We start from the raw sequence: 25,537 nt of genomic DNA on the forward strand, positions 1-25,537 counted from the left end.
ACCGCATGTGCGACGAAGGCCGATGAGAATTACACGACCAGCGACGTTCTGGCTCGCGGTCTCTGCGCTCGCGTTGGTTACGTTGGTGCTGTTGCGCCAAATCCTGCTGCCGTTCGTGGTCGGTACGTTGCTTGCGTACCTGCTCGTTCCGGTGGTCGACAGGCTGGAGCGGCTCGGGATGAACCGTTCCCTAGCGGCTCTGGCCGTCTTCCTTCCGCTGGTCGCGGCTCTTATCGCCTTTCTGCTCGTGATACTGCCGGCCATTATTGGCGAGCTCAGATTTTTCGTTGAGGAGTTCCCCGCCTACGTCACAAGACTCCAGTCGCTCATGAGCGATGCAAGCCGCCCCTGGCTGCACAGTGTCATGGGCGACGAACTCCACATCGAGCAATCCACCGCCGAAATCGCGAAGACGATGGGCAGCAACTGGCTCGATGGCTTCCTTCGCTCGTTGTGGTCGAGCGGACTGGCCTTGATTTCCCTTCTTTCGCTCATCGTCGTCACGCCGATCATCGCCGTCTATCTCGCAATTGACTGGCAAAGAATGATTGCTACGGTCGATGGCTGGTTCCCCCCGACATACCGCGACGATATGCGGGCGCTTGGGCGTGAAATCCACGATACGGTCGCTGGCTTCGTGCGTGGGCAGGTCGTCATCTGTCTCGTTCTTGCCGTGCTTTATGCGACAGCTCTGAAAATGACAGGGCTCAACCATGCCATTTTGATAGGAATGACCGCAGGCCTCATCAGTTTTGTTCCCTATTTCGGGGCCGCCACCGGGTTCTTAGTTGCGGCCTGTGTTGCAATGGCCCAATTCTGGCCGAATTGGGCACCTGTCGCCGTGGTGGGGGGCATCTTCGTCGTCGGAGAAATGCTTGCCGATTATGTGCTGTCGCCGCGCTTCATCGGTCGCCGCGTCAACCTCAACCCGGTCTGGATGATGTTTGCGCTGTTCGCTTTTGGATGGCTGTTCGGCTTCATCGGCGTGTTGTTGGCGATACCTCTCGCGGCATCGCTGGGCGTGATCCTGCGGTTTGCGAGGCGGCGGTCTCTGGTTAGGTCGTAGCCTCATAAGCGCGAAGCCAAAGCCGCATTTTTGCCTTGTCGCCAAGAAGAGGACGTTCCGGAGATGAGGTTGTCCCTCGCGCCAGGCTGGTTTGGCTAGTCGTTGACGATCGCTTGCAGGAAGCGGCGCGTGCGTTCCTGGCTCGGATTGGCAAAGAAGCTGCGGGCCGGCGCCTCCTCGACGATCTCGCCGGCATCGAGCAGCATGGCGCGGCTGGCGACGCTCTTGGCGAAGCCGATCTCGTGCGTGACCACGACCATGGTCATGCCGTGGTCGTGATGAACCTTGCGGATCACCTGCAGCACCTCCTCGCGCATCTCGGGATCGAGCGCCGAGGTCGGCTCGTCGAACAGCATCAGCGTCGGCTTCATCGCCAGCGCACGGGCGATCGCGACGCGCTGGCGCTGACCGCCGGATAGCTGGAACGGGTAGGAATCGGCCTTGTCGGCCATCCCCACGCGTTCGAGGAGCCGGCGGCCCTCGTCACTGGCCTCCCGTGCAGATTGGCGCAGGATCTTCATCGGCGCGATCGTGATGTTCTGCAGCGCCGTCATATGCGGAAACAGGTTGAAGTTCTGGAAGACGAAGCCGGTCGAGAGTCGGATCGACTGCAGTTCTTCCGACGTTGCGGTCGTGACATTGCGGCCGCCGACCGTGATGGCGCCGGCATTGATCGTCTCCAGCCCGTTGATGCAGCGCAGCAGCGTGCTCTTGCCGCAGCCGCTCGGCCCGCACAGCACCAGCACCTCGCCCTCGGCGACATCGAGCGAGATCCCGTTGAGGACCTTCACCTCGCCATAGGATTTATGGACGTCCTGGATGTGAATGAAGTCACGCGCGGCAGGCATGGCGGCCGTCGCCCTCAGATCGGTTGCCATTTCTGCAGCCTTTCGATCATCCGCATCAGGATGGTGTAGCCCCAGATCAGCGCGACATAGAGCAGTGCTGCGCCGGTGTAGAATTCGAGGGGGCGGAAGAACTGCACCGTCAGCTCCTGCGCACGGAACATCACCTCGGGCACCGCGATCAGCACGGTCACGGTCACGTTCTTGATCACGGTGATGTGGACGTTGGTCAGCGAGGGCAAGGTGGCGAAGAAGGCCTGCGGAAGGGTGATGTAGCGCATCACCTTCCAGCACGAGAAGCCGAGCGACTGCGCCGCCTGCACCTGCGTCTGCGGGATCGCCTCGAGTCCGCCTCGGAAAGCCTCGCAGGCAAGCGCCGCGCCGTTGAGCGAGAGCGCGATGATCGAGCTCGCCGTCGGCGACAGCGAAGTGCCGGTCAGGATCGGCAGCACATAGTGGATCCAGATCAGCAGGACCACCACGGGCAGCGTGCGGAACAGATCAACGAAGATGACGGAAGCGCTGCGCACCAGCCTGCGGCGAGACATGCTCATCGCGGCCAGTACGACACCGAGCAGGGTCGAGAACAGGATTGCCGGAAAGCTCGTCCACCAGGCATGCCAGAGGCCGCCGGCGAGATACGGCCCGTAATCGCTGAGAACGCCGAACTGGAAAGTGTAATTCATGTCCCGACCTGGCCAGAATGCAGGCGAAGAGGGACGCGCCGCCGAACGCGACGCGTCCCCGGGGTGAGGTCAGCGCGGCCCGGTCGCGAGTTCGGACGGCAACTTCCACTTCTCGGCGAGGCTGCGGTACCAGCCGCGCAGCTGCATCGCCCGGACATAGGTGTTGAGGAACACCACGAGGTCGAGATCGGAGTAGCGGACGGCGTGATTCATGCTCGTCCACTCGGTCTTGTCGGCCGCGAACCTGACATTGCGCAGCTCGGTCGGGCGCTCCTCCGCGCGCATCGCGTTCGAGACGGAATCGCCGATATAGGCGGTCGACCGCCCCTGCATGACTTCCAGCACCGCGGCCGCGGTGTCGGAGAGCGGGTTCACCTTGGCGTTCTTGAAGGTCCGCTGAGCGAATTGCTGGGCGGCCGTACCGGTGACGACCGAGACGACATTGCCGGGCTTGTCGAGGTCTTCGGAGCTCTGCACCGGGCTGTCTGCGCGCACCATCGCGGTCGAGGACAGGTAGCCGATCGGATCGGTGAAGGCGACGGCGGTGGCGCGCTCGGGCGTGGCGCCGAGGCCGCTCATCACTACGTCCCATTGCCCGGCCTGAAGTCCCGCGACCAGCCCGCTCCAGGTCGTGTTGACCAGTTGGACCTTGATCCCGGTCATCTGCTCGAAATTGCGAATGTCGTCGGCGATGAAGCCCTCGTATTCGTTGGTTTTCGGATTGAGCAGGACGAAGCGGTTCCAAGGCGCGACGCCCACGACCATCTTCTTCTCCTTGATGATCCGGTCCAGCGTCGGCCCGGCCTTGGCGGCCGAGGCCGAGAGCGCCGTGACCGCGGCGAAGGCGGCGACCATCGTCATGGCTACGAGGCGTTTCAACATGCTGTTCCCCTCCCTGCTTCAGGCTGTCTCTCCGGCAGCCCATTGATGCTGTGCGAGCGCGACCTCAGTGAACGGCGTCGGTGGTGAGGATGCTCTCGAAGCCGACGATCGGCGCCGTGGCGTCCGGGTCGATCACGACATCGAGCACATAGGGTCCATTCGCCGCTTGTCCGCGGGCGAGGCCGGCAGCGATCCCCGCGGGGTCGGTGATGCGCTCGCCCTCGCATTTCAGCACGCGGCCGAGATCGGCGAAGTCGATGTCGAGGAAGTCGCATTCGAGATAGCGACCCATCACCTTCTGCTCCCAATGGCGCTGGAAGCCGAGCGTTCCGTTGTTAAAGACGACGACCAGGACCTCGACGCCGTAACGCGCGGCGGTCTCGAGCTCGTTGAAGACGTAACCGAAGGCGCCGTCGCCGGTGACGCAAACGATCCTGAGCGAGGGATCGGCAAGCTTGGCGCCGATCGCCGCCGGCAGGCTCCAGCCGATGCCGCCGGTGCCGCGCGGCGAGAGGATGAAGCGGCCGGCCTTCGGCACGTCGATATGGCTCATCGCCCAGCCGGTGACATAGCTCGCATCGGTGACGATCAGGGTCTTCTCGTCCGCACGCGCCGAGATCTCGGCGAGCAGGCGCTCGGGCCGGATCGGCATCCGGCCGGAGGTGGCGGCAGGCCGGAATCCCTCGCGCCAGTCGCGGGTCAGCGCATGCAGGCGCTCGCGGCCCGCCGCGTCAGTGCGCGCCAGCCCATCCTCGGCGCAATGGGCGAGCAGGTCGCGCAGCGTGTCGCGGACGTCGCCGACCATGGCGATGTCGGTCGAGAAGTTGCGGCCGATCTCGGCCGGGTCGATGTCGAGATGGATCAGCTTGGTGCCGGGCTTGGGCAGCGACCAGTCGCTGTAGCAGATCTGCCCGGTGCGCGAGCCGAGCACGAAGACGACGTCAGCCTCGGCGAACAGTGTGTTCGAGATCCGGCCGCGGCCATAGCGCCCGCCCGTAGTCGAGCCGAGCGGGCCGGCGGCGAGAGGGTGGCCGTCGGGGATGGCGCCGCGCCCGGTCATGGTCGTCGCGACCGGCATGTCGAAGAGCTCCGCCAGGATGCGGATCTCCTCCTCGGCGCCCGAAATGATCGAGCCGCCACCGGCGATCAGCAGCGGCCGGCGCGCGCCCGCCAGCAATTGGGCGGCACCGGCGATCGACTCCCGGCTCGCCCGGACACGGTTGGCCGGAAAATGGGTATAGGCCGGATCCGCCCAGGTCTCGGCCTCAGCCTCGGCCGCCATCACATCGCCCGGGCAGAGCAGCACGACCGGGCCGGGGCGCCCCGTCGTCGCGATCCGGAATGCCTTGCGCACCGCATCGCCCGCCTGCTCGGGCATGTCGATGCGAATGACTTCCTTGACATAGGGGCCGAGCGCCACCGCGTGATCGAGCGCGCTGCTGGCATGCTTGTTCTTGAGCCGCAGCGCATGGTCCTGCACCAGCGCGATCACCGGCACGGAAGAGCGCTGCGCCTCGAGGAGGCCGGTGATCAGGTTGGTCGCGCCGGGGCCGAAGGTCGCCGCGCAGATGCCGGGACGGCCGGTCACCTGCGCATAGCCATGCGCCATGATCGCCGCATGCTTCTCGTCGCGCACGGTGACGATGCGGGTGAAGGATCGATCGACCGCGTGGAAGACGTGGATCGGGTCCTCCATCCCGAACAGGCACTTCACCCCATAGCTCTTCAAGGTCGCATAGAGCAGCGCACCGCCGGTTCCTCGCATCGTCTTCTCCCTTGACGTTTTGATTTTGTTGCGTATTATGCAACATGTTGTTTATTCATCGTGGCGGCGCTTTGCCGCCGCGTCAAGCCGCAATGCGAGGCGGGATGAAATCGATCGAGAAGGCCGTCAGCGCGTTGCAGCTCATGGTTGAATCCGGTGGCGAGCTGCGGGTCGGCGATGTCAGTCGTCACCTCAAGGTGAACCGCAGCACGGCGTCACGTTTGCTCGCTTCGCTGGCAGGTGGCGGCCTGATCGAGCAGGACCCGCTAACCCAGCGTTATGGCGCAGGAATTCTCGCCGTCCAGCTTGCCGCGGGCTTCCATCGCAAGTTCGACATCGTCGAGCAGGCGCAGAAGGAAATGGAAGCTCTCGCGCGCGAGACGCAGCACACGGTCTGGTTGGGGGTGCTCTCCGGAGCGGAGGTCGTCGTGCTCAAGACGGTGCGCGGCTCGCAGCCGATCCAGTTCGCGGTCGAGCCCGGGCACCGGCTGCCGGCGCATGCCGCGGCGATGGGCAAGGCGCTGCTCTCGCTTAAGCCCGACGCGGAGATTCGCGGCCTGTTCGAAGGCTCCCTGGCTGCGACCACCAAGCAGACGCTCCACTCGGTCGACGAATTGCTCCGCGAGCTGGCCCTGACGCGGCTGCGTGGCTACGCCATCTCCAATCAGGAGCTCTTCGACGGCGTCAAGGCAATCTCGATCGCCCTCACGGAGAAGCACAAGGGCACGTCGATCGCCGTCAGCGTCTCCTATCCGCTCTTCGCCCTGTCTGACGGCAACGATCAGGTGATCGTTGATGCGCTGCTTGCTTTTGGCCGCCATTTCGGCGCCCGCATTGGTGATGCCCGGTGGACACGCTAAGTTATCGATCCGCGAGAAACCTCACAGGTTGAAACGCGGATATCGACACATCGAGCTTCTATTGGCTGGAGAGCAGTCGAGCGCCAGTTGCAGACATTGGGAAGCTGCCCGAGAGATGACGTATCGCGGTGGCTGCGCGCGATCTGGGAGCGGGAGTGCGCGGCCCTTCACATACGGTGCCGGAGAGGTCGGACCTGACCTCGGCAGCGAGCGAAGGAGCGACGGCGATGGCGCATTTCGTAGGTCTGGACGTGTCGGTGCAGGAGACGGCGGTGTGCGTCGTCGACGAAGCCGGCAAGGTTGTGTGCGAGCAGAAGGTTGCGACCGAGCCGGACGATCTCGTCGGGCTGCTCACGTCCATCAGTGGCGACTATGGCCGGATCGGGATAGAGGCCGGTCCGCTCTCGCAGTGGCTGGTGAATGGCTTGGCGGCAGCAGGCCTGCCGGTGATCTGCGTCGAGACGCGGCACCTGAACTCGCTCCTGAAGGCGCGACAGGTCAACAAGTCGGACCGTCACGACGCTCGTGGCATCGCGCAGATGATGCGCGTCGGCCTGTTCAAACCGGTCCACGTCAAGACGCTGGCGAGCCAGGAGAAGCGGATGCTGCTGACCAGCCGGAAACTCCTGCAGCGCAAGATGCTCGACATCGAGTTCGACCTGCGCGGCACGCTGCGCAACTTCGGCCTCAAGGTCGGCGTGGTCAGCACGGCCGGGTTCGAGGCTCGCGTCCGCGACCTGGTGGCGGGCATGTCCAGTCTGTCGGCGATCGTGGAGCCGCTGCTCACCGTCCGGCGCGTCCTGCGCCAGGAGTTCGCGCGGATGCACAAAATGCTGCTCGAAGTGGTTCGCCAGGATCCCGTGTGCCGGCGGCTGATGACCGCGCCTGGCGTCGGGGCGGTCGTGGCGCTCACCTATCGGGCGACGGTCGATCAGCCGCAGCGCTTTGTTCACTCCAGGGCGGTCGGCGCGCACGTTGGTCTGACACCTCGACGCCACCAGTCCGGCGAGAGCGACTATGATGGCGGCATCTCCAAGTCCGGCGACACCATGCTGCGGACGATGCTGTACGAGGCCGCCCAGACGCTGCTTACGCAGAGCCGGCACTGGTCCTGGCTCAAAGCATGGGGCACGCGGGTCGCGCAGCGGCGCGGCATGCGGCGCGCCATCGTGGCCGTCGCCAGGCGACTGGCGGTGATCCTGCATCGCATGTGGGTCGACGGCTCCGACTTCCGCTGGGGGCGCGACCCGGCAGCCACCGTTGAGGCGGCCTGACCCCGCCCCGCACAGGAGCAGCGACAGGTTCTGCCACGGCAGGAAGAGGTCCTCACGGGGACGGTGTGAGACGAGATCGTAATGTCCGCAGCCTCTGCCGCGCGACGGCGGCAAGAGCGCCCGAAAGATTGGTCCGCCTCATCCTCTTACCCCATCATGGGGCGGCCACTGCGCCGACCCCGGAGAGAAGCGCGACCCCGTGCGGCGACCTCACACCGAAATGCCCCCGAGGAGGAACCGACCGCAGCTGGACGCGATCCGCACTGCCGTCGTCACCGCTGGCACAACCGGCGGTCGATCGGTGCCGCCTCTTGACTTAAACCGCGATAGAGAAGTGGACATTACGCACTGACGGGTCGGCTGGCAGCTCTCGACCGAAGTGGGACATAGTCGCCCGCTAGCGCTGTGATCGAAAACGGCCCATTCAGGACTTTGGAAATGTCCTCTAACGGATAAGCCCTGCGACGCTACTCGGCAGCCGATGACTAGGGTGCTGAAAAAGGCGCCGAACGATGCCTTCAATCTGGGACTGGAATCCGGCTTTGAAACGCCTCGGTGTGTCTTCAGGCGGGGTCATACCCCCGTATATATTGCGCGGTTTTTGTTCATGGAGAATGATCCGTCTGCGGTTGTCGTTCGAGACCAAATGATCACCGCATTCCGGAGTGTGTCTTGCTCTGCCCATTTTGCAGGACGCATTGAGCCGCCGCATCTATGATGCGGCGGCTTCTTGCTGATAGTTTTGCGAGGAATTCTCTGTAGAGCTTCTGTCTTTTGTCTGAGAAACGACGTCGTGGCACGCTCCCCTCAAGAGATTCACTGCAGTTGTAGTGTGGGCAGATCACTCCTCTGGATGGGTGAAAGACAAATACCGTTTTGCTCCAGCTTTGCGATTTGGCCATGGAGAGCCCAGCATGTCGAAACGCAACGTCGCCGAACTGATCGTCGAAACGTTGGGCCGTGCCCGAGTCGAGCGGATCTATGGCGTGGTCGGCGACAGCCTGAACGGGCTGACGGAGGCGTTGCGCCAAGCCGGCACGATCGAATGGGTCCACGTGCGACATGAGGAAGTCGCGGCTTTTGCCGCCGCCGGTGAATCTCAAATCACCGGCGAACTCGCTGTCTGCGCCGGATCCTGCGGGCCGGGCAATCTCCATCTGATCAACGGCCTCTACGACGCGCAGCGCAGCCGTACGCCAGTGCTAGCCATCGCCGCTCAAATTCCGTCGGCGGAGATTGGTGGCGGCTACTTCCAGGAAACGCACCCGCAGAATCTATTCCGCGAATGCAGCGTCTATTGCGAGACGATCTCAGACCCGAGCCAAATGCCCTATGTGCTGGAGAACGCCATACGAGCCGCGGTCGGAGAACGTGGCGTCGCCGTTGTCGTGATCCCGGGCGACATCGCGCTGAAGGAGGCGCCCGAGCGCGCCGTTGCACCCGCCGAGGGCCTGCTGCCGCCGCAACCAATCGTCAAGCCTGGCGATGCGCAGGTCGAATCCCTTGCCAACCTGCTCAACAACGCGAAGCGGGTGACGCTCTTGTGCGGGCGCGGTTGCGCGCATGCGCGTGGGCAGCTGATGCAGCTCGCGGAGATGCTGAAGGCGCCCATCGTGCATGCGTTGGGCGGGAAGGAGCATGTCGAATACGACAATCCCTATGATGTCGGAATGACCGGGTTCATAGGGTTCTCCTCCGGCTATGCAGCGATGCATGCCTGCGATCTGCTGCTGATGCTGGGCACCGACTTTCCTTACAAGCAGTTCCTCCCGAGCGGCGTGACAATCTCGCAAGTCGATATCCGGGCGTCGCAGCTGGGGCGGCGGTGCAAGCTCGATCTCGGCGTCGTCGGCGATGTCGGAGCGACCCTCGACGCTCTGCTGCCGCGTCTCATCGAGAAGCAGGACCGGAAGCATCTCGACGATAGTCTCGCCCACTACCGGCGCTCGCGGGAAGGCCTCGACACATTGGCGCGCGGGACGCCGGGCCGCAGACCGATTCATCCGCAATATCTGGCGAAAGTCGTAAGCGACCAGGCAGCACAGGATGCCGTCTTCACCTTCGATGTCGGCACGCCGACAATCTGGGCCGCGCGCTATCTCATGATGAACGGCAGGCGTCGGCTGGTCGGCTCGCTCGTGCACGGATCAATGGCCAATGCCATGCCACAAGCTATCGGCATCCAGGCGGCACAACCCGGTCGGCAGATCATCTCGCTCTCGGGCGATGGCGGCTTCACCATGTTGATGGGCGATCTGATCACTCTCAAGCAGCAGAAGCTGCCGGTGAAGGTGGTCATTTTCAACAATGGGACGCTCGGCTTCGTTGCGCTGGAAATGAAGGCTGCGGGCTTCGTCGAACTGGGCACCAATCTGGAGAATCCGGATTTCGCTGCGATGGCGCGAGCCATGGGCATTCACGCGGCCAGGGTGGAGGATCCAGGTGACCTGCCGGGCGCGGTCGCGGATATGTTTCGTCATGACGGGCCTGCCGTCCTCGACGTGGTGACCGCCACCCAGGAGCTCTCGATACCGCCGACCATTTCGCTGGAACAGGCGAAGGGCTTCGGGCTGTGGGCGCTGCGGGCCGTCATGAGTGGGCGGGGCGACGAGGTCGTGGATCTCGCGAAACAGAATCTGCTGCCGCGCTGAAGCTCCCTTGAATATGCGATCGCCAGACGAGGCCAGTGTCGGTGTCCGGCGCAGCGGGGTCGCGGCGACATGACAGAGCGAGGGCGGATCATGTCCGCCCTCGCTCCACGACGGCTTAGAAGGCACAGAAGCCCGTCAGCCCTCGATGAAGGCGAGCTCAACGGGCATTACGAGGCGAACGACCTCTCGTCATGGCTCGCCTCCAACCCCGTCGATGTGCTCGCGGCCAATCTCCACCTTCCGCGCCAGACTGCCGAGAAGCTGCGACGCCGGCCGCGTTTCGCGATCCCCGGAGCGCGGTCGCCTGCAGCCTGAGCCCCATCAAAGGAGGCGCGCGGGTTTTCCGCTGCAGGACTGCCTCATCTCGCCTCCCGATCGCCTTTACCGCATCCGAGTCCCGCCGCCATCGCACCCGATCGGCGCGCGAGGACAAACGAAGACCAACGGCGATTGGCCCCAATGGCGTCAGGGGATAAGCAGCAGCTTCCCTGTCGTTGCGCGGCTCTCGATCGCAGAATGGGCAGTTTCGACTTCGGACAGTGCAAAGCTGGTAGCGGGAGAAATGCGCAGCCGCCCTTCGCGAACCCATTCGAACAGTCGCAATGTGCGGGAGCGCAGCAGCTCGGGCGTGTAAATATGGTCGAAGAAGACGGCGTATCCGAGCTTGATGCTCTTGGGCAGCGACATGATCGGCACCGTAGTCTGCGAGCCCAAGACGGGGCCGAACCAGCAGAAGGTGCCCGAGCGGCGGAGCGCAGCCAGCGAACCTTCAAAAGTCGCGGGCCCCGATCCATCGAAGACGACATGGACGCCTTCGCCTCCCGACAACCGGATTGCTTCTTCAGCGAAAGCCCCCTCCGCATCAACGATCACATGATCCGCGCCTGCAGCCTTCGCTGCCGCGACTTTGGCTTCGCTCGACACCCTTCCGATAACGATCCCGCCGCGCATCTTGATGATTTGGCTGAGGAGCTGGCCGACGCCGCCGGCTGCGGCATGCACCAGGGCGATGTCTCCCTCCTGCACCGGATAGAAGTCGGTGGCAAAATGACTGGCGGTAAGGCCCTGCATCATCAGCGAGGCGGCCGTCCGATCGTCGATGAAGTCCGGTAGCGGCACGAAGGAAGTGGCACGCCCGACGACACGCTCCGCGTAGCTGCCGGGGACATAAACCCAGGCAACACGCTGGCCGACGGTAAGACCCGTCACTCCTTCGCCGAGTTCGACGATCCTGCCAGCCCCTTCGACGCCCATCGCGTGCGGGAGCGGCACCTCGAGCATCCCGCGACGAATGCCGATATCCATAAAGTTGACGCCGCTGGCGGCAACATCGACCGCGATCTCTCCCGGGCCGGGCTTTGCATCAGGGCGTTCGACGATCTTCAGAACATCAGTTCCTCCGACGGCAGTCATGACAGCGGTTTTCATCTTGCGTTCCTTTTATTTGAATGATCGTTCCATAACGTCACAAAAAAGGGGTTACTTCAGCGCTCGTATGGTCAGTTCGGCGATCGCTGCAACATGTTCGCGGCTGGCGCCCGATCGCGCTGCGATACGCATGCTTGCAATCGCGCTCAGAAGGAATGTAGCGAGTTGTGAGATTCCCAGTCCGGTGCCGACGTCACCTTGAGCTTTCGCTTTAATCAGCGCCTCCACGACAGCCTCGTTGAGGTATCTGCCGAACGTTTCGCGAATTTCCACGAGGTCCGGCTGAGAGCACCCGAACTCGACGATCGACCCTATCCCGAGGCAACCGAGCGAGGCCTGGCTGACCACGCGGTCCAGCATGGCGCGGATCCCGTCGATTCCTCGGTCGCAGCTGGCGAGCATATCGCGATGGGCTCGGGTCTCGTTCTCGGAGTATTGGGCGAGAGCTGCGCGGTAGAGCCCCCATTTGTCGCCGAACGTGTCGTAGATGCTCTGCCGGCCGATACCCATCGCATCCACGAGCATCCGGGCCGACGTACCCTCATAGCCGTGCTCCCGGAACACCGCCACGGCCGCGCTCACCGCATTGTCGACATCGAACTCTTTCGCTCTGCCCATACCGCACAAATAGGATATTTGACCGAACGTTCAAGATTTTTCTTACCAGCGCCCTTGCGGCACGACAGCCAGAGCGAAAACCTGCCACCGCCGCGCAAAGGCATGTTCGACCGCAGCCGCGCTCGCGAAGTTTCCTGACCACTTCAGTCTGTTGGCCTCGCCATCGAGCAGATCGATGAGAATCTCACAGGCTTCCTCGACGGTTCTTGCGTTCCAGCCCGAACGGGGCGTGGCCGCTTCGATCGCCCGGCGCAAAGGCTCGAGAGAGGTCGTCGCCCATTCCATGAGCTTTTGCCGCAAATGCGATGAAGTCGCTGCCTCCAGCGCGACGGCGGAGTACAAGGCCGAGTAGCTGGGAGACGACGAGAAGCCGAAATATGCGCGGGCTATCGATTGCAACGCGTCAATGGGATCCCCGGACGCTCCGCCGGCATCGCGCATCGATCGCTTGAAGCGTTCGACATCCCGATCGACGACCGCTTCGAGCAATGCAAGCTTATTGGGAAAGCGGTTGTAGACAGTGTGCTTCGACCATTTCAGCGTATCCGCGATCTCGTCGATCGACGCGCCTGCATAGCCGCGCTCGCAGAAGAGCGCCCTCGCAATGTCCAGAAGGGCCTCGGTTTTCGCTGCCGCCTGCGCCTTTGTCGGTCGCCCTGCCCCCGTTCGCGAATTCACAATCGTCGCTCCCGCAAAACCGGCTGGTTGCATCGCAACTCCTCCCTATATAATAGCACGTTAAAGTGCTATTATATAGGGACGGTCTCGGAGCGAATGGTCTCGATTAGCGCATCTGACCTGAGCTGGACGACACCTGACGGGCGTTTCGTGCTGAAAGGGCTCGATCTTCAGCTCGGCCGCGAGAGGGTCGGACTTGTCGGCCGCAATGGAGTTGGCAAGACCACGCTGCTCCAGCTTCTTGCCGGCAAACGCAGCGGTGCGGGCGGCAGCGTGACGATCGACGGCCGGGTCTGCCTCATGCGGCAGGACGTACAGGTCGCGGTCGAGGCGACGATCGCCGATCTCTTCGGGGTCAGGGACGCTCTCGCAGTGCTGCGGCGGGCGGAGCTCGGTACGGCGAGCGTCGAGGAGCTTGGCGAGGCCGACTGGACGCTCGAGGAGCGAATGCGGCAAGCTTTCGCCCAGGTCGAGCTGGATGTCGATGGATCGACTTTGCTGCGCATGCTGTCTGGCGGTCAGCAGACACGGGCCAGGCTTGCGGCGGCCATTTTCGAACAACCCGATTTCATATTTCTGGATGAGCCGACCAACAATCTCGACCGCGAAGGTCGAGGAGCCCTGCTCCGTTTCGTCGATCAGTGGACGATGGGGCTGGTCGCGGCAAGCCATGATCGCGAGCTGCTGGAAAAGATGGACGCCATCATCGAGCTGACCACGATCGGGGCTTCGCGGTATGGGGGCAACTGGAGCCAGTACATGGCGCGTAAGGCCGTCGAGCTCGAAGCTGCCGAGCACGATCTCGCCGACGCGCAAAAGAGGCGCGCGGACACCGAGCGAAAGGCACAGCTCGCGAATGAACGCAAAGCCAGGCGGGATGCCGCGGGATCGCGCAAGGCAGCCCGTGGCGACATACCGCGCATCCTGACAGGCGCACGCAAGAATGCGGCCCAAGCCAGCGGCGGCAGCGGCGCTCGTCTCAACGAGAAACTTTCGGTGCAGGCCGCGGAAGCAGTCACGGCCGCGCAGGCGAAAATGGAGGTGCTTCAGCGGCTATCGATCGCCCTGCCCCCGACCGGGCTGCACGCTGATCGACGGGTCCTCGAGCTGCTCGCCGTCGCTGCGGGATACGAACGGGAACGCCCCCTCCTGGAGGGCCTCGAACTCACAATCGTTGGGCCGGAACGCGTCGCCCTCGCCGGCCGCAACGGTATCGGAAAGAGCACCGTATTGAAGGTTGTCTCGGGCGCCCTCACGCCACTCGCGGGTCAAGTGCGCGTGGGGACTCCGACGGTCATGGTCGATCAGCAGGTGTCCTTCCTGGACCCCGCGCGATCGATTCTCGCGAACTTCCGCGTTCTCAACCCGGAGGCGAACGAGAACATGTGCAGATCCGCTCTCGCCAGCTTCCTGTTTCGCGCCGACGCCGCCTTGCAGACCGTCGGTACGCTGAGCGGAGGGCAGATGCTGAGGGCGGGCCTCGCCTGCCGTCTGGGCGGCCCGAGACCGCCGCAGTTCCTCATTCTCGACGAGCCCACCAACCATCTCGATATCGAGTCCGTGACTGCCATCGAGGCGGCCCTCGCGACATATGACGGTGCATTGCTGGTTGTCAGCCACGATGGGACCTTCCTCCGCAATATCTCCATCCAGCGCATCGTTGATCTCGATGCGATCACCGCCCATCGCAGAGGCCTCGAGGATGGGCTGGAGAAATTCCGATGATGCGACCTGTCTGGTTTCGATCGCTCGATGGGACGGGGCGCAGGGCGTTCTGGAGCTCCTATGCGGGCTTCACCATCGATGCGATGAATGTTCAGCTTTACGCTTTCATCCTGCCTACGCTCCTGGCGCTATGGGGGCTGACTCCCTCGGGCGCCGGGCTGCTGGCGTCGGCTGCCCTGATTTCCGGCGCCCTCGGAGGCTGGCTCGCCGGTTCCCTGTCCGACCGCATCGGCCGCATCAGGGTCCTTCGCGGCACGATCATTTGGGTGGCGGCATCCACGCTGCTGTGCGGCCTCGCCCGCGATTATGACGAGCTTCTCCTCGCACGGTTGATCCAGGGCATCGGCTTCGGCGCGGAGTGGGCTGTCGGCGTCGTGTTCATGAGCGAGATCGCACCTCCCGCCACTCGCGGCCGTATCCTCGGCACGCTGCAGAGCGCCTGGGCCGTCGGCTGGGGCCTGGCGGCTGCAACGGTGGCCATCGCCGTCGCATGGCTGCCGCCTGAAATCGGCTGGCGGGTCGTCTTCTTCGTGGCCCTCCTTCCGGCCCTGGCGTTGCTCCTGGTTCGAAAAAATATGCAGGATTCACCCGCTTTTGCGGCGACACGGCAACGGCAGAGCTGGCACAGGATCTTCTCACGAGAGGTCTGGCCCAGCACCGTGAAAGGCAGCATGCTCGCGACGGGTATGCATGGTGGGTATTGGGCCATCGCGACATGGTGGCCGACCATGCTGCGCGTGGAACGGGGGCTGACGACCGCGGAGACTGGCGTTCATACCACCGCACTGATCGGCGGCTCTCTCCTGGGATACGCGCTCGGCGCCTGGCTGACCGATTTCGCGGGACGACGGTTGACTTTGGGAGCATTCGCGCTCGCTGGCATCGTTACCGTGCTGGCAGCCACTCAATTTCAGCTTTCGACCCATGCGCTTCTGGTGCTCACCCCGGTGCTGGGCCTGTTCGCCCTCGGAATCTACAGCACGGTCGGCCCCGTCCTTACCGAACTCTACCCGACGTCCCTGCGCGGATCGGGATTGGGATTCTGCTACAATATCGGGCGTGGCTTCGCGGGGATCACGCCTATCGCGGTCGGAAGCAGCATCAGCGCCCTCGGCTTCAGCCAGGCGATCGGCCTCTATGTTGCGGGTTCATATGCAATGGTGCTGATCGTCGTGGTTCGGCTGCGAGAAACGCGCGGCATCGACCTGCTGACGGGCGACAGCGGGGAAAGCCAAGGCACAGAGCGAACCGCGATCGCCAGCGCGGCTCGATCAGAGGCCTAGTTCGGAGAGCGAGGGATGGTCTTTGGGTCGGGGACCTGCGGCCCAGTGCAGCATTCGGTCGCGTTCCTGGATTGCCTGTTCGTTGGCCGAGGTAAAGCGACGAGCGATGAGGCCAGATTCGCTGAACTCCATCTCCTCGCTGCCGTGCACCCTGAGCCACGCGCCGCTGTCATTGCGAAACTCGGCGGCGAAGCGAAGCGACAGCCGCCTGTCCGTTTCCGCCCAAGGCTCCAGGATCAGCCGGCGGTCCATCTCTCGCCTGAGCTGGCGTTCGATGTAGAGCCGGATTTGCTCGCGGCCCCATAGAAAATCAACGCGATTGCGCCATTGGCAATCGATCGTGTTGCTCAAGACGAGCCTGTCGGAGTCACCCGTGTTCCAGGCGCTTTCGGCGTCGCGGACCCGCTGCTGCATGGCCCGGCTCAATCGCAACATATTGATTTCCGTAACATTTTTTGCCAAGCACTACTCCCGACTTCCAGATGATCTCGAAGTCGTCAGCGCTTGTCCGGTCATGATGACGCGTTCCGGGCTCTCCTCCAGTTAGCTCCTGTTAGTTCCTCCAAGCGCGGCCTCTCCCCCTCGCCGCGGCGAAGACGGACGCGCCCGCGCGTCGCTCGCACGGCATCACAGCGATTAACAGGCGCGTGCGAGGAGGCGGGCGTATCCATTTTGCCATTGCCGATCGCTTTGCAATGGAGAGAAACCATGACCGAACAGCGTGACATCGCCGATCCCCACCGCCGCGAATTCGTACAATTCGCGGCGGCTGCGGCTGCGACGTTCGTCGCCGGCAGCGCCGCCGCCCAGACACCGTCCTCGCATCCGGCGCCGTCGCGCCCCGTCGGGTCGCTCGGGCCGATCAGGCAGGTGGACGCTGGCGTCCTCAGCATCGGCTATGCCGAGATGGGCCCGGCCACCGGAGCGCCGATCCTGCTGTTCCATGGGTGGCCCTACGACATTCACGCATACACCGAGGTCGCCCCACGGCTTGCGGCCAAGGGCTATCGCGTGATCATTCCGCACCTGCGTGGCCATGGTTCGACCGTCTTTCGCTCCGCATCGACCCCGCGCAATGCGCAGCAAGCCGCTCTGGCGGCTGACGGGATCGAGCTGATGGATGCGCTCGGCATCCAGAGGGCGATCGTGGCCGGCTTCGACTGGGGCGCGCGGACCGCCGATATCATGGCTGTCCAGTGGCCGGAGCGCTGCAAGGCCCTCGTGTCGGTCAGCGGCTATCTGATCGGCAGCCAGGCGGCCAACGCAAAGCCCCTGCCGCCCGATGCGGAGCTGCAATGGTGGTACCAGTTCTACTTCGCCACGGAGCGGGGCAAAGCCGGCTACGCGGCGAATACCGACGCCTTCAACCGCCTGATCTGGCAGTTGGCCTCGCCGCAATGGAAGTTCGACGGGGCGACTTTCGACCGCACGGCGGCGTCCTTCCTGAACCCCGATCACGTTGCCATCGTGATCCACAACTATCGCTGGCGGTTGGGTCTCGCGGATGGCGAGAGGAAGTATGACGAGCTCGAAGCCAAGTTGGCGGCGGCCCCTCCCGTGACAGTCCCTTCCATCACTATGGAGGGTGATACGAACGGCGCGCCTCATCCTGCTCCCGCAGCGTATCGGGCGAAGTTCACCGGCCCCTACGAACATCGGCTCATCACCGGCGGGATCGGCCACAACCTGCCTCAGGAAGCACCGGCCGCCTTCGCACAGGCCGTCCTCGACGTCGACAAGCTGGCGGGATGAGCGCTCGGCGCGCCGCCATGTGCGGCGCGCCACGTCCGCTTTCAGGAGGATGCCATGAAGAAAACGATCGCCCGCGCCCTCGCCTTCGTCGCGATTTCGGCGGGCCTTGCCGCCTATGTCTCGGCCCAGTCCCCGGACGAGCTGGGCTCGCCAATCTACGGCGTGAAGCTTCCGGAAGGCTACCGGGATTGGAAGCTCATCAGCGTCGCCCAGGAAAACGGGCAGAACAACGATATCCGCGCCATCCTCGGCAACGAGATCGCGATCAAGGCTTACAGGGAGAACATGCGGCCCTTCCCGGATGGTGCGATCATCGCGCGGCTGGCATGGCGATACCAGTCGTCCCCGCGCAACGACTCCGTCTTCCCGGCTCCGCAGTCCTTCGTGGCGGGTCCGCCGACGAATGTGCAGGTCAGCGTGAAGGATTCCAAGCGTTACGCCGAGACTGCAGGCTGGGGCTACGGCCAGTTCGAGAACGGCTTGCCGACGAAGAACCCTGCCGTCGTGCAGTCCTGCTTCGCCTGCCATGCGAAGCTGCAAAAGCTCGAAGCCAACGCGGATTACGTCTTCACCGACTACTCGCACTGACGCCGGCGAGTCGGCTCTCCCGCCACCCACCGGGGACGTCCCGCAAGGGCCAGTCCGCGCATCTCGCGGCCTGGCTCCTCTTTGCCTTTCGGACGCTTGAGTGGCGCCTCGATCGCAGCGATATCGCCGCGTTCGGCATTCGCGCCCAGGGACAATTGTTCTCGCGCCCTGCGCCAGATGGCAGCCCCGTTGCAAAGTTCCAAACGATTGCGGCCGGCTACACGACAGCGTAGCCGGCCGCAATTTCCGTCATTCCCCCGGGGGACGCGCCACGCGGCGGAAGGCTGCCCTTATTGCGCGGTCGCCGCCTTCTCGATCAGCGTGGCCACGGCGGGCGCATGCGAGACCATCACGACGTGTGACGCCCCCTTGATCTCCACTGTCTGTCGCGACCTGGCGCGCTCGGCCATGAAGCTCATCGCGGCAGGCGGAATGTTCCTGTCCTTCGAACCGTAGATGAACCACGACGGCACGCTCTTCCAGGCGGGCGCCGTCGAAGCTTCCGAAAGGGCGGCTTCCGCGATCGGCCGCTGGCCGGCCGCCATGAGACGCGCCTGTGCGACAGGCACGTCTGCAGCGAACTGCTGGGGAAAGCGCGACTGCTGGATGTAGAGGTCGTTCCCGCCCGACGTCAGCTTGACCGGCGGAGCGAGCGCCCCGCCCAGGCTGCTTCCCGGGAACTTCCCGGTCAATCCGATCGCAGTCTCGCCAGTCTCGGGCGCAAAGGCGGCAACGTAGACCAGCGCCTTGACGTTCGGACGCCCCTCCCCGGCCTCGCTGATCACGGAGCCGCCATAGGAGTGCCCCACGAGAATGACCGGGCCCTCGATGCCTTTCACGACATCCGCGACGGCATCGGCATCGGCGCGGACGCCGCGGAGCGGATTCGCGGCCGCGACGACCTTATAGCCATCCCGTTCGAGGATGGCGATCACGCCATTCCAGCTCGACGAATCCGCAAACGCTCCGTGGACGAGCACGACTGTTGGCTTGGTAGGCTGTGCCTGCGCTATCGGAGCGATCAGTTGGGCGGCAAGCATCAGCCCGCCAGCGATGAGCTTCTTCATTTCAATCTCCAACGGCTGCTCAGACGAGGGAGACGACGGCGTCGATATTGCCCTTGATCGCCTTCGAATATGGGCAGGTCCGATGCGCGACCTCGATGATCTGGCGGGCGACCTCGGGGGCGACACCGGGAGCGCTGACGTTCAGGCGTGCGGCGAGCGAGTAGCCGTCATCTCCGTGCCGGAGCTCGACCTCGGCATCGATGGCAACGTCCGCCGGAAGGGTCACGCCCTTCGCCTTGGCGGCGATCGCCATCGCGCCTTCGAAGCAGGCGGACCAGCCGGCAGCGAAGAGCTGTTCGGGGTTGGTGCCCTCACCGCGGTCGCCGGGCGGCGCAAGCTTGACGTCGAGGCGGCCGTCCGCGCTACGGGCGCTGCCTTCGCTGCCACCGACGACATGGACCTTGGCGGTGTACAGGGTCTTGGTATCTGACATGGTGGTTTTCCTTCACGTGGCTAGGGGTCACCGGAACGGGCGGAACGCGGTCCGCACTTCCTCCGCGAAGATCTGCGGCTGCTCCCAGGCGGCGAAATGGCCGCCATTGCTCGCTTCGTTGAAGTAGACGAGGTTCTTGTAGCAGCGCTCCGCCCAGCTCTTCGGCGCGCGGAAGATCTCGCCCGGGAACACGCTGACGGCGACGGGCAGGTCGATGAGGCCGCGCGCATTGAAGTTATTGGAATGATCTTCCCAATAGATCCGGGCAGCCGACGCGCCGGTGCCGCTCAGCCAATAGAGCGCGATGTCGTCGACGATTTCGTCGCGCGTCAGGACGCGCTCGGGCTGGCCGCCGCTATAGGTCCACTGGGCGATCTTCTCATACATCCAGGCCGCCATGCCGACCGGGGAGTCGACCAGCGCGTAGCCGATGGTCTGGGGCCGGGTGTTCATCATCGCCGCATAGGCGGAGTTGTCGCGATAGAACGCCTCCAGCTGATCGAATGCTGTGCGTTCCTTGGGCGACAAGCCGGCGGGAGCCGGATCGCCTGCCGCCAGGGTCTTTGCGATATCGGCCGGCACCACCGCAGGCATATTCAGGTGAATAGCGAGAAGGCCGGGCACATGTTGCAGCGCCATACGCTGGGAGATCACCGAGCCGCAATCGCCACCCTGGCTCACATACGCATCGTAGCCCAGGCGCCGCATCAGGACCGACCAGGCACGCCCGATCTGATCCGATCCCCAGCCCAGCTTCGACGGCTTCGCCGAGAAGCCGAAACCCGGGATCGAGGGGATGACGAGATGGAAAGCGTCGTCGGCGGTGCCCCCATGCGCCGTCGGATTGGTCAGCGGATCGATAACCTTCAGGAATTCGAGCACCGAGCCCGGCCAGCCATGGGTCAGGATCATCGGCAGCGCATTTTCGTGGCGCGAGCGGACATGGATGAAATGGATGTCCAGGCCGTCGATCTCAGTGAGGAACATCGGCAACCCATTGAGCTGCGTCTCGACCTTGCGCCAGTCGTAGTCGGTCGCCCAATACCGCAGCAAAGGCTCAAGGGTTTGGCGGCGTACGCCCTGGTTGTCGTCGGAAGCAGGCTCGGCATCGGCCCATCGGGTCTCGGTAACACGGCGCTTCATCGCGGCGATGTCCGCCTCCGGAACCGCGACCTTGAACGGCCTGATCACGTTGCCGACGGTTGCCTGAGCGTTTGCGACCGAGGGAAGCGCGCTCATGACTCCCGCGAGTGCTGCACCCGCTATGAGCTGGCGACGCGATGTCGAAAATGTCTCGTGCACGTACTTTCTCCTCAATCGGGAATCCGAACTGATCCCAGATTAAGGACGCGGCGGCGCGGCGCCCGTTAGGTTCGATGATGGAGCGTTAGCGTGTCACGAAGCTGATGAGGTCGGCGCTGAGCGTTCGATTGCGATCGGCGATCAGCTCGCCCTGCCAGGAACTAACACGGGTCATCGTGCCATAACATGAAGCGAGCGGAGACAACCTCCAGACTGCGAGCCGAGATACCGTCTCGTCGCAAGGTTCACCATCATGGCTCAGAGCCACACAATCGGTTTTGTGACGGCCACTCTCCTGGCGGGTGGCGCCTCGGCGGCGGTTGGCCTGACGGGCGCCATCATCGGCCCGGGCTTCGGATTTGGAGCGCTCGGCTCTGCCGCCATCAGATCCTCGCCGATTGGTGCTACCGCGAGCCCCTTGTCAGTGCTGCAAAGGGCAAAGCCTTGGCTTGCTGCCGTTCCCGGCGGTCCGCTGGCGCTGCGGGGTAAGGTCGTCCTCGTTAATTTCTGGACATACTCGTGCATCAACTCGCTGCGGGCGCTGCCGCATCTGCGCTCGTGGAACGAGCGATATGCGAGCAAAGGGCTCGCCGTTGTGGGCGTCCACGCGCCCGAATTTCAATTCGAGCGCGACGCCGCGAGGGTGCAACTTGCTTCCAAACAGCTCGGCGTCGCGTATCCGAGCCTTCAGGACAACAATTATTCCGTCTGGCAAAGCTTCGCTAACGAAGGTTGGCCCGGGTTTTATTTTATCGACGCCGATGGTCGCATGCGGGGCTACCGAGTTGGCGAAGGGAAGTATGCGGAAGTGGAGCAGTTCATTCGCATCCTCCTCGCCGAAGCAGGACAGGACCTTTCCAACATACCCTTGGCGCCCGCTACCGGCGCTGGCATTGAAGCCGAGGCCGACTGGAATAATCTTCGATCGCCGGAATCCTATTTGGGGTACGGCAAGGCGGAGCGCTTTGCATCCCCTGGCGGGGTGGACCGAGATTTGTCTCGGGACTATGCAGCTGCTCCTGGGCTCCCGCTCAATCACTGGGACATTGCCGGGCAATGGACGATAGGGACGGAGTTCGCCACGCTTGATAGTAGCCGCGGTGCCATCCGGTTCCGCTTTCACGCGCGCGATGCTCATCTTGTCCTCGGCGGCGCAGGCGATGGGAAGCCGATCCGCTATCGTGTCACCATCGACGGCGTCGCACTGGGCGTGAATCGCGGCGTTGATGTCGACGCGGATGGCTGGGGCGAGGTCAAGGAAGACCGCCTTTATCAACTGGTCCGACAAGCGGGCGAAATCGCCGATCGCACGATTTCCATTGAATTTTCGCGCCCAGGCGCCCGGGCATATGTCTTCACATTCGGCTGACCTCAATCGGACTGTCGCTAGAACATTGCCTGTATTTCTTGAACGATAGTTCCAGAATGTCATGAGCTGTGCTACGGACCAGCTCATGATACGCACGTGCTTGATAACTGCCAGATCGCGCGGTTTCGGGCGCACCTTATCGAGAGGGTCGTTGAAGCCGACATGCAGCTTCGCCATTGAGTTGTTTCAAACGCGGGCTGTCGCGCAGAATTCGATGATCGCTTCTGAATCTAGCTTCGCATGTCGCCGTTATCTGTCACCGCTATTTTTAGTACGCGTCTATCGGATTTGGGAACGAGGGGATCGTGGCTGACTTAGGCAACCAGCAAAATGGCGAACGTCGCGCCTTCGGTCCCTTTTGCCTCTCTCCGACGGAGCGACTGCTGACGCGGGACGGCAAGCGAATTGAAATGGGCGGCCGGTCTTTTGACCTCCTCGTGGTCCTGACAGAGCAGCCCGGTCGGGTTCTGTCGAAGCGCGAGCTACTCAAGCGCGTCTGGTCGGATGTTGTGGTTGAGGATGGAAGCCTCCGGTTTCACATGGCCGGCCTACGCAAGCTCCTCAACGATGGCGAGGATGGCGCCCGATACATCGCGACCCAGGTAGGCGTCGGCTACGCGTTTGTGGCGCCCGTAGAGAGGATCGACCCTCTGGGGGCGCTCGTGTCGTGGTCGGTTCCTGTCGCAAATGAGGTTGCCTGCAAGCTTCCTGTCGGCACGACCAACCTTCCGCCGCGTCTGCCGCGCCTCATCGGACGAGAGCGCGATGTGCGGCTTCTCATGGAACGCGTAGCCGATACGCCCCTTTTTACGATCGTTGGATCAGCGGGCGTTGGCAAAACGTCGCTTGCCGTGGAAATCGGGCATCAGCTGGTGCCCCAATTCGAGGGCCGGGTCGCCTTCGTCGATTTCAGCATGCTCGAGAATCCGACCGTCGTTCCATCCATGATCGCCGGGGCGATGGGCATCGCGGTCCAGAGCGAGGACCCTCTCGCCGTTATTCTCGGCCATATTCGCGATCACCGTTTCTTACTCGTGCTCGACAATTGTGAACACGTCATCGAGCCCGCCGCCAACATCGTCGAGCGGATTGTTGACGAAGCGCCTAACACCCGCGTGCTCGCCACATCGCGCGAACCTTTGCGAGTTCGCAGCGAAAATGTTCACCGTCTCGACGCCCTTGCTTACCCCGACAATCCGGCAGAGCTGAACCTCGAACAACTTTTGGAGTTCCCCGCGGTCCAGCTCTTCTGCGAGCGAGCCGCCGCCGCAGACAGTTCTTTGGAAATCGACGAAGAAGCCGCGCGCCTGATTGGCGGTATGTGCCATCGGCTTGACGGCATGGCGCTGCCGATCGAGCTCGCCGCAGTCCGCGTCGCGACCCATGGCATCTTGGCGACCGCTCGCCAGCTTGGCGAACGATTCAGTCTAGGCTGGTCGGGCCGAAGGACAGCACGGCCGCGTCAACAGACACTCCAGGCCACACTGGACTGGAGCTATGATCTCCTGTCCGAAACGGAAAAGATCGTTCTGGAACGTCTCGCTATTTTTGTGGGGCCCTTCTCAATCGACGCCGCGCTCGATGTCGCCGCGGACCCTGAAATCGAAACCAACGACGTGGCGGTCGCGCTCGACGAGCTAACGTCGAAATCGTTGATTTCGCCCAATAGATCGCGCGAATCCGGAACCTACCGGCTCCTCGAAATGACCCGTGCCTATGCGCGACAAAAGCTGCATGCGCGCGGACGGGAACAATATGTCGCCGCCGCGCGCCGGCACGCCAGCTATTTCCTCGGCGAGCTCGAAGCGATCGGCAGGCAAGACGAGGATTTGCTGCAGGATCCCCAGCCGCTGCGGCTCCAGCTTGGCAATATCAGGAGCGCGCTGGATTGGTGTTTCAGTAGAACCGGAGATCTGAAGATCGGGGTTCGCCTGGCTGCAGCCAGTGCACCCGTTTTCCAAAACTTGTCTCACTTGCTCGAATGCCGCGCCTGGTCCGCCCGCGCGCTATCTGAATTAGCGGATTCGCAGCGCGGTACCGCAATCGAGCTGGAACTCCAGGGTGCTCTTGGCATCTCGCTCATGTTCACTCGCGGCAACAGCGCAGCGGCCGGCAACGCGCTCGCGCGCGGGCTTGAAGTCGCAACTGACCTGGAAGACCACTGGAACCAGCTGAGAATGCTGGGCGGCTTGCACATCTTTCACGAACGGATCGGCGAGTATTCAACCGCGATGTCGCATGCCCGGCGCGCCGTGGAGGTGGCCGAGGCTATCGGAGAGCCCGAGGCTATCGGCGTTGCCTATTCCCTATCAGGTATCTCCCATCATCTAGCTGGCGACCAAGTTAGGGCCCGCCTTGAGCTCGAGCTCGCACTGGAGAAGAGCCCGCCCTCGCATCGCAGCCGCACGATCCGATACGGCTTCGACCACCGGAACCGAAGCGGTATCGCGTTGGCGCGCGCATTATGGCTGACGGGACATCCGACGCGGGCCGGCGCGGTGGCACGACAGACTGTACGCGAGGCAGCGCAGCTCAACCATCCGGTGACCCATTGCATCGCCCTGATTTGGTCGTTCGATGTCTATCTCTGGATGGATGAGTTGGACGCCGCGCAGGCGGCGTTAGATGCTTTCACGGAGTGCGCTGAGGTCAACGCATTTGGTCCCTACATCGCGGCAGCCGGCGGATTTCGCGGGGAACTGGCGCTCCAGCAGGGGGCGCTCGGTGAAGCACTGGGCGCGATCGAGGAAAGCTTGTCCCGTCTGCGCGCCATTCGCTATGAGCTGCTGACCACATCCTTTTCCCTCGCGCTGGCGCGCGGCCTGATGCAGGGCGCTCGTTACTCTGAAGCGCGCGAATTGATCGAAGTGACGATCGCTCGATGTCATGGCAACGGCGAGCGGTTCGCATTGCCGGAGCTACTTCGTGTGAAAGCTGAGATTGTTTGCCGCGCCGACGGCGACATTGCCGCCTGTGAGGCTCTTCTGAAGGAAGCCCTTATTCTTGCTCGAGAGCAGGGTTCGCGCGCGTGGGAGAGTCGGATCGCCGTAGATCTCGACGGTCTGGTTGCGGAAAATTGATCCTGCGCCGAGTTGCAGTACTTTGTCGGCGCATGCGCCGACACGCCTCCCTGTTGAGCCTGGCACTCCCTTTCACGCCTGACAGGCTCTAGCAGGCGCTAACGAGCAATTTCGCTAGGACACGCGCAGGCTCGGGTTTGAGACGGCTGTGGCGAGACAAACCGAAGGGTTCAGTCTGCCCCGTC

The 25,537-nt window shown here is 63.5% G+C and carries 22 protein-coding genes; 11 read left to right on the forward strand and 11 right to left on the reverse strand.

Going from position 1 to position 25,537, the window contains the following annotated elements; genetic code table 11:
* Positions 1–22 precede the first annotated feature (22 nt).
* Positions 23–1,066 (forward strand): AI-2E family transporter, encoded by a 1,044-nt coding sequence (locus FQV39_RS15005; protein WP_149131026.1) that lies wholly within the window; start codon positions 23–25, stop codon positions 1,064–1,066.
* A gap of 95 nt (positions 1,067–1,161) precedes the next feature.
* Here FQV39_RS15005 and FQV39_RS15010 read toward each other — a convergent pair whose 3' ends face one another.
* The 4 genes from FQV39_RS15010 to FQV39_RS15025 form a co-directional block, all read right to left on the reverse strand.
* A complete protein-coding gene (locus tag FQV39_RS15010) occupies positions 1,162–1,944 on the reverse strand; it encodes an amino acid ABC transporter ATP-binding protein (RefSeq protein WP_149131027.1) in 783 nt (260 codons plus the stop codon).
* Positions 1,929–2,597 carry an amino acid ABC transporter permease gene (locus FQV39_RS15015; protein WP_149131028.1) on the reverse strand — a complete coding sequence of 223 codons (669 nt, stop codon included), beginning with the start codon at positions 2,595–2,597 and terminating at the stop codon, positions 1,929–1,931. The genes FQV39_RS15010 and FQV39_RS15015 overlap by 16 nt, the downstream gene beginning before the upstream one ends.
* Before the next feature lie 69 nt (positions 2,598–2,666).
* A complete protein-coding gene (locus tag FQV39_RS15020; RefSeq protein ID WP_149131029.1) occupies positions 2,667–3,479 on the reverse strand; it encodes a transporter substrate-binding domain-containing protein in 813 nt (270 codons plus the stop codon).
* A 64-nt stretch (positions 3,480–3,543) separates the two neighbouring features.
* Positions 3,544–5,244 carry a thiamine pyrophosphate-binding protein gene (locus FQV39_RS15025; RefSeq protein ID WP_149131030.1) on the reverse strand — a complete coding sequence of 567 codons (1,701 nt, stop codon included), beginning with the start codon at positions 5,242–5,244 and terminating at the stop codon, positions 3,544–3,546.
* A 104-nt stretch (positions 5,245–5,348) separates the two neighbouring features.
* Between FQV39_RS15025 and FQV39_RS15030 the strand changes: the two genes are divergently transcribed.
* The 4 genes from FQV39_RS15030 to FQV39_RS15045 all read left to right on the forward strand — a co-directional run bounded on the left by FQV39_RS15030 (position 5,349) and on the right by FQV39_RS15045 (position 10,344).
* Positions 5,349–6,104, forward strand: a complete 756-nt coding sequence (locus FQV39_RS15030; protein WP_187639938.1) for an IclR family transcriptional regulator — start codon at positions 5,349–5,351, stop codon at positions 6,102–6,104.
* A gap of 227 nt (positions 6,105–6,331) precedes the next feature.
* Complete coding sequence (locus FQV39_RS15035) at positions 6,332–7,378, forward strand: IS110 family RNA-guided transposase (RefSeq protein ID WP_149131032.1); 1,047 nt, start codon at positions 6,332–6,334, stop codon at positions 7,376–7,378.
* Between the two features lie 914 nt (positions 7,379–8,292).
* Complete coding sequence (poxB, locus tag FQV39_RS15040) at positions 8,293–10,029, forward strand: ubiquinone-dependent pyruvate dehydrogenase (RefSeq protein ID WP_149131033.1); 1,737 nt, start codon at positions 8,293–8,295, stop codon at positions 10,027–10,029.
* Positions 10,030–10,119: 90 nt separating this feature from the next.
* Positions 10,120–10,344 carry a cupin domain-containing protein gene (locus FQV39_RS15045; RefSeq protein ID WP_248313016.1) on the forward strand — a complete coding sequence of 75 codons (225 nt, stop codon included), beginning with the start codon at positions 10,120–10,122 and terminating at the stop codon, positions 10,342–10,344.
* A 150-nt stretch (positions 10,345–10,494) separates the two neighbouring features.
* On the opposite strand, the gene FQV39_RS15050 is transcribed toward FQV39_RS15045, so the two are convergent.
* The 3 genes from FQV39_RS15050 to FQV39_RS15060 form a co-directional block, all read right to left on the reverse strand.
* On the reverse strand, positions 10,495–11,457 hold the full coding sequence (locus tag FQV39_RS15050) for a quinone oxidoreductase family protein (RefSeq protein ID WP_149131034.1): 963 nt from the start codon (positions 11,455–11,457) through the stop codon (positions 10,495–10,497).
* Between the two features lie 51 nt (positions 11,458–11,508).
* Positions 11,509–12,039 (reverse strand): TetR/AcrR family transcriptional regulator, encoded by a 531-nt coding sequence (locus FQV39_RS15055; protein ID WP_248313017.1) that lies wholly within the window; start codon positions 12,037–12,039, stop codon positions 11,509–11,511.
* A gap of 78 nt (positions 12,040–12,117) precedes the next feature.
* Positions 12,118–12,786, reverse strand: coding sequence for a TetR/AcrR family transcriptional regulator (locus FQV39_RS15060; RefSeq protein ID WP_149131036.1), 669 nt, complete (start codon positions 12,784–12,786; stop codon positions 12,118–12,120).
* A gap of 63 nt (positions 12,787–12,849) precedes the next feature.
* Between FQV39_RS15060 and FQV39_RS15065 the strand changes: the two genes are divergently transcribed.
* Together FQV39_RS15065 and FQV39_RS15070 are read left to right on the forward strand one after the other, a co-directional pair.
* The gene (locus tag FQV39_RS15065; RefSeq protein ID WP_149133859.1) at positions 12,850–14,478 is read left to right on the forward strand and encodes an ABC-F family ATP-binding cassette domain-containing protein; all 1,629 of its coding nucleotides are present in this window, start codon (positions 12,850–12,852) and stop codon (positions 14,476–14,478) included.
* Complete coding sequence (locus FQV39_RS15070) at positions 14,478–15,761, forward strand: MFS transporter (RefSeq protein ID WP_282570336.1); 1,284 nt, start codon at positions 14,478–14,480, stop codon at positions 15,759–15,761. The genes FQV39_RS15065 and FQV39_RS15070 overlap by 1 nt, the downstream gene beginning before the upstream one ends.
* Here FQV39_RS15070 and FQV39_RS15075 read toward each other — a convergent pair.
* On the reverse strand, positions 15,750–16,223 hold the full coding sequence (locus FQV39_RS15075; protein ID WP_248313019.1) for a DUF1348 family protein: 474 nt from the start codon (positions 16,221–16,223) through the stop codon (positions 15,750–15,752). The two genes, FQV39_RS15070 and FQV39_RS15075, sit on opposite strands and share 12 nt — an antisense overlap.
* 246 nt (positions 16,224–16,469) lie before the next feature.
* On the opposite strand from FQV39_RS15075, the gene FQV39_RS15080 reads away from it, so the two are divergent.
* Together FQV39_RS15080 and FQV39_RS15085 are read left to right on the forward strand one after the other, a co-directional pair.
* A complete protein-coding gene (locus FQV39_RS15080; RefSeq protein ID WP_149131038.1) occupies positions 16,470–17,513 on the forward strand; it encodes an alpha/beta fold hydrolase in 1,044 nt (347 codons plus the stop codon).
* Positions 17,514–17,567: 54 nt separating this feature from the next.
* Positions 17,568–18,101, forward strand: coding sequence for a cytochrome P460 family protein (locus FQV39_RS15085; protein WP_149131039.1), 534 nt, complete (start codon positions 17,568–17,570; stop codon positions 18,099–18,101).
* A gap of 290 nt (positions 18,102–18,391) precedes the next feature.
* Here the strand turns inward: FQV39_RS15085 and FQV39_RS15090 are convergent, their stop codons facing one another.
* Genes FQV39_RS15090 through FQV39_RS15100 form a run of 3 tightly spaced genes read right to left on the reverse strand, consistent with a single transcriptional unit; the run spans position 18,392 to position 20,840 of the window.
* Positions 18,392–19,168 carry an alpha/beta fold hydrolase gene (locus FQV39_RS15090; RefSeq protein WP_149131040.1) on the reverse strand — a complete coding sequence of 259 codons (777 nt, stop codon included), beginning with the start codon at positions 19,166–19,168 and terminating at the stop codon, positions 18,392–18,394.
* A 19-nt stretch (positions 19,169–19,187) separates the two neighbouring features.
* Entirely contained in the window at positions 19,188–19,601 is a 414-nt protein-coding gene (locus tag FQV39_RS15095; protein ID WP_149131041.1) for an organic hydroperoxide resistance protein, read from the reverse strand.
* A gap of 27 nt (positions 19,602–19,628) precedes the next feature.
* Entirely contained in the window at positions 19,629–20,840 is a 1,212-nt protein-coding gene (locus tag FQV39_RS15100) for an epoxide hydrolase family protein (RefSeq protein ID WP_149131042.1), read from the reverse strand.
* Positions 20,841–21,156: 316 nt separating this feature from the next.
* On the opposite strand from FQV39_RS15100, the gene FQV39_RS15105 reads away from it, so the two are divergent.
* On the forward strand, positions 21,157–22,272 hold the full coding sequence (locus FQV39_RS15105; protein WP_149131043.1) for a redoxin domain-containing protein: 1,116 nt from the start codon (positions 21,157–21,159) through the stop codon (positions 22,270–22,272).
* A gap of 305 nt (positions 22,273–22,577) precedes the next feature.
* Complete coding sequence (locus FQV39_RS15110) at positions 22,578–25,352, forward strand: ATP-binding protein (RefSeq protein ID WP_210251103.1); 2,775 nt, start codon at positions 22,578–22,580, stop codon at positions 25,350–25,352.
* Positions 25,353–25,537: the final 185 nt, after the last annotated feature.

Source organism: Bosea sp. F3-2 (assembly GCF_008253865.1).
Classification (GTDB): Bacteria; Pseudomonadota; Alphaproteobacteria; order Rhizobiales; family Beijerinckiaceae; genus Allobosea.

Excerpts from the sequence above, each read along its gene's own strand:
- FQV39_RS15005 (WP_149131026.1), top strand. The coding sequence starts at position 23 with ATGAGAATTACACGACCAGCGACGTTCTGGCTCGCGGTCTCTGCGCTC.
- FQV39_RS15010 (WP_149131027.1), bottom strand. The coding sequence starts at position 1,944 with ATGGCAACCGATCTGAGGGCGACGGCCGCCATGCCTGCCGCGCGTGAC.
- FQV39_RS15015 (WP_149131028.1), bottom strand. The coding sequence starts at position 2,597 with ATGAATTACACTTTCCAGTTCGGCGTTCTCAGCGATTACGGGCCGTAT.
- FQV39_RS15020 (WP_149131029.1), bottom strand. The coding sequence starts at position 3,479 with ATGTTGAAACGCCTCGTAGCCATGACGATGGTCGCCGCCTTCGCCGCG.
- FQV39_RS15025 (WP_149131030.1), bottom strand. The coding sequence starts at position 5,244 with ATGCGAGGAACCGGCGGTGCGCTGCTCTATGCGACCTTGAAGAGCTAT.
- FQV39_RS15030 (WP_187639938.1), top strand. The coding sequence starts at position 5,349 with ATGAAATCGATCGAGAAGGCCGTCAGCGCGTTGCAGCTCATGGTTGAA.
- FQV39_RS15035 (WP_149131032.1), top strand. The coding sequence starts at position 6,332 with ATGGCGCATTTCGTAGGTCTGGACGTGTCGGTGCAGGAGACGGCGGTG.
- poxB (WP_149131033.1), top strand. The coding sequence starts at position 8,293 with ATGTCGAAACGCAACGTCGCCGAACTGATCGTCGAAACGTTGGGCCGT.
- FQV39_RS15045 (WP_248313016.1), top strand. The coding sequence starts at position 10,120 with ATGTCCGCCCTCGCTCCACGACGGCTTAGAAGGCACAGAAGCCCGTCA.
- FQV39_RS15050 (WP_149131034.1), bottom strand. The coding sequence starts at position 11,457 with ATGAAAACCGCTGTCATGACTGCCGTCGGAGGAACTGATGTTCTGAAG.
- FQV39_RS15060 (WP_149131036.1), bottom strand. The coding sequence starts at position 12,786 with ATGCAACCAGCCGGTTTTGCGGGAGCGACGATTGTGAATTCGCGAACG.
- FQV39_RS15065 (WP_149133859.1), top strand. The coding sequence starts at position 12,850 with ATGGTCTCGATTAGCGCATCTGACCTGAGCTGGACGACACCTGACGGG.
- FQV39_RS15070 (WP_282570336.1), top strand. The coding sequence starts at position 14,478 with ATGCGACCTGTCTGGTTTCGATCGCTCGATGGGACGGGGCGCAGGGCG.
- FQV39_RS15080 (WP_149131038.1), top strand. The coding sequence starts at position 16,470 with ATGACCGAACAGCGTGACATCGCCGATCCCCACCGCCGCGAATTCGTA.
- FQV39_RS15085 (WP_149131039.1), top strand. The coding sequence starts at position 17,568 with ATGAAGAAAACGATCGCCCGCGCCCTCGCCTTCGTCGCGATTTCGGCG.
- FQV39_RS15090 (WP_149131040.1), bottom strand. The coding sequence starts at position 19,168 with ATGAAGAAGCTCATCGCTGGCGGGCTGATGCTTGCCGCCCAACTGATC.
- FQV39_RS15095 (WP_149131041.1), bottom strand. The coding sequence starts at position 19,601 with ATGTCAGATACCAAGACCCTGTACACCGCCAAGGTCCATGTCGTCGGT.
- FQV39_RS15100 (WP_149131042.1), bottom strand. The coding sequence starts at position 20,840 with ATGAGCGCGCTTCCCTCGGTCGCAAACGCTCAGGCAACCGTCGGCAAC.
- FQV39_RS15105 (WP_149131043.1), top strand. The coding sequence starts at position 21,157 with ATGGCTCAGAGCCACACAATCGGTTTTGTGACGGCCACTCTCCTGGCG.